General features: G+C 50.1%; 4 protein-coding genes. 2 read left to right on the forward strand and 2 right to left on the reverse strand.

The annotated features are described in order from the left end of the window. On the reverse strand, positions 1–339 hold a 339-nt coding region (locus ASH01S_RS17420; protein ID WP_157067232.1), incomplete at its 3' end, for an ArsR/SmtB family transcription factor. Positions 340–519: 180 nt separating this feature from the next. Between ASH01S_RS17420 and ASH01S_RS17425 the strand changes: the two genes are divergently transcribed. Continuing rightward, positions 520–879, forward strand: coding sequence for an ArsR/SmtB family transcription factor (locus tag ASH01S_RS17425; protein WP_067929702.1), 360 nt, complete (start codon positions 520–522; stop codon positions 877–879). Then, the gene (locus ASH01S_RS17430) at positions 880–1530 is read left to right on the forward strand and encodes a cation diffusion facilitator family transporter (protein WP_067929703.1); all 651 of its coding nucleotides are present in this window, start codon (positions 880–882) and stop codon (positions 1528–1530) included. It abuts the gene before it with no gap. A gap of 433 nt (positions 1531–1963) precedes the next feature. Here the strand turns inward: ASH01S_RS17430 and ASH01S_RS17435 are convergent, their stop codons facing one another. Continuing rightward, complete coding sequence (locus tag ASH01S_RS17435) at positions 1964–2539, reverse strand: TniB family NTP-binding protein (RefSeq protein ID WP_083517337.1); 576 nt, start codon at positions 2537–2539, stop codon at positions 1964–1966. Positions 2540–2545: the final 6 nt, after the last annotated feature.

Here is a 2545-nt window from a genome sequence, read left to right on the forward strand (position 1 = left end):
ACCCTTGTCTTTTTCCAGATGCGTAGCATGGTCGATACCCATTTGCAAAAGACCGACGATATGCGCATCGTCGCATGTGTAGTAAATTGTGTTTCCTTCTCTACGCCCTTTCACAATGCGCAAAGTTCGGAGGTATCGAAGCTGATGAGAAATGGCCGATTGCGTCATGCCAAGAAGCTCGGCCAAATCACAAACACAGAGTTCCCTTCTGGACAAATTGTGTAGGATCCGGATTCGTGTCGGATCGGCCAAGGCCTTGAAGGACTCCGACAAGCTTTCCACCACGGTTTCGTCCAGTTGACCAGGTAAACAATCAGCCACGGCATCCTGGTGAACCATCGACTCGCCGCAACGATCTTCATCAAGACGAGTTGCCATACTTGACCACCACCTATATGAACAATTACTCATATAGTATGCACAAGACATGTACCCGTCAAACATAAAATCACTGTGTCGGATTTCATATCATGTGATATCATATCGTTATATCGGTGCATGAAGATATGAGGTGAAATCATGAGGATTTCAGACGAGTCATTGGCGTTGCGGGCCAAGCTATTTCGTGGCTTGGCAGATGCTTCTCGTCTGGCGATATTGTTGGCGCTACGTGAAGGAGAGAAAAATGTCAGTACATTGGTCGATGAAACGGGGCTCACACAAAGCACTGTCTCTGGCCACCTAGCATGCCTGAAAGACTGCGGTTTGGTGGTGAGCCGTCAAGAGTGGCGCCACGTATACTACCGTTTGTCGGACGAACGTGTGGAAGGCCTACTACGTGCAGCCGATGAAATACTGGCGATCACCGCCGAACATGTAGCCAGGTGCGTCAATTACTGCGCTGATGACGTAAAGGAACCGGTTAAAGGGGGAAATTAAGTGTCAACGCATACGGTGTCGGTGAAAAAAGGCATCTCGATTGAAGTCGTATCCATCCTTTGGATGATTGTCGAAGCGGGTGTTGCAATTGGAGCCGGATTGCTCGCCCACTCCTTGGCGTTAGTTGCGTTTGGAGCAGACAGTATCATCGAACTGATTGCAGGTGCGGTCTTGTTGTGGCGACTGACCATCGAAGCAAATGGTGCGAGCTTAGACCGAGTGAAACAAGCCGAAAAGGTGTCATCCTGGGTGGTTGGGATCGCCTTGCTGTTATTAGCGGTTTATATCGTTGTCGCATCCGCTGATAAGCTGTGGACGCATCAAGGCGCAGAGTCCAGCTACTTGGGAATAGGCTTGGCTATCGCTTCGGGAGTCGTCATGCCTTATTTATCATGGGCCAAGAAACGCATTGGAGCTGAAATCGGGAGTAAAGCCCTTCGAGCAGATGGATCCTGTAGTATCGTCTGTGCGTACATGGCTTGGACGGTTCTTGCAGGTGTCATTTTGACCGCTTTGTTCGGCTGGTGGTGGGTTGACTCTGTCGCCGCCTTGGCACTGGTGTACTTCGTCGTCAAAGAGGGGTGGGAAGCAATTCAAGAGGCACGTGGCAAGGAAGATGCCTGCGGCTGTTGTCATGACGATTGCTGTTGATAAATTCAAGTGTACACGGGGTATCTGGGATGTGCTCCTCTGTACATCCCGGTTACTTTCATGAGATTTACGTCCCACACAGTTCCCACGGTATCAAAGTGCACTCATGTAATCGACTTATCGGCATGGCATGATCACGGCCTCAGCTAAAGCCGCCAGATTTGACACGTTGTAACGCAAGTCGCTCAATGTAACACTCTCATTGCGCCAGAGATCAGACGAATGGAATCGGTGCGACTCTTGTCGACAACAGCACCATCGGAAACAAATAAGCATGTGTGGATCACTGAATGACGATCTAGATGTCGAAAGAGAACAAGAACGGCGGTAGAGATATACCTACCGCCGTTCTTGTTCGGTAATGCCGCATCGACAATTCTCCACCATGTAAACCGCAGTCAAGCATTAAGATGAAACCACCCATCTGGGCGATCTACGACCTGTGGTCTCTCTCGGACTTTAACAACCTTTCCATGAACGCTTTCCCGTCGTCACCCAAGATGGTGTTTTGGGCGGCCTCTAGCATCTCAATGAACTTCATCGGGTCTCGCAGACCGTCCACGTCATACTGGTGGAGCAAGGCCCGGTATGCGGTCTGCAATATGGGAGTGAGGGCTCCGAGCAGGCCACCGCTCATTTCATGGAGTACCTCGGGAAGATGGGTTTTCGGATCGCCCAACCCAAGGGGCACCGGCGGCGAAATTTGTTCTTCGATACTGCATAGGAGTTGGCAAAACTCCTCGTTACAAGCCTCAAACCGGCGCAACTCCACCCGTGGGAAACGACGGAAATACTGAAAGCTAATCTGTGTGAGCTGCTTCGTTTCCGGTGTTCCAACGAGGACCACAGAGACCTTGCTTTCATTGGATACGTGTTTGATGGCCTCCATGGCCTCATGATGCTTTACGTATCGGGAACCCAGGATATAGTTCACCTCATCGAGAATCAGCATTTCTACCCTCTGTTCCTCAAGTAAGCAGTCCTGTAATGAAGCAATTTGAGGTTTGATAGATTA

This window comes from Alicyclobacillus shizuokensis NBRC 103103 (assembly GCF_001552255.1).
Classification (GTDB): domain Bacteria; phylum Bacillota; class Bacilli; order Alicyclobacillales; family Alicyclobacillaceae; genus Alicyclobacillus_G; species Alicyclobacillus_G shizuokensis.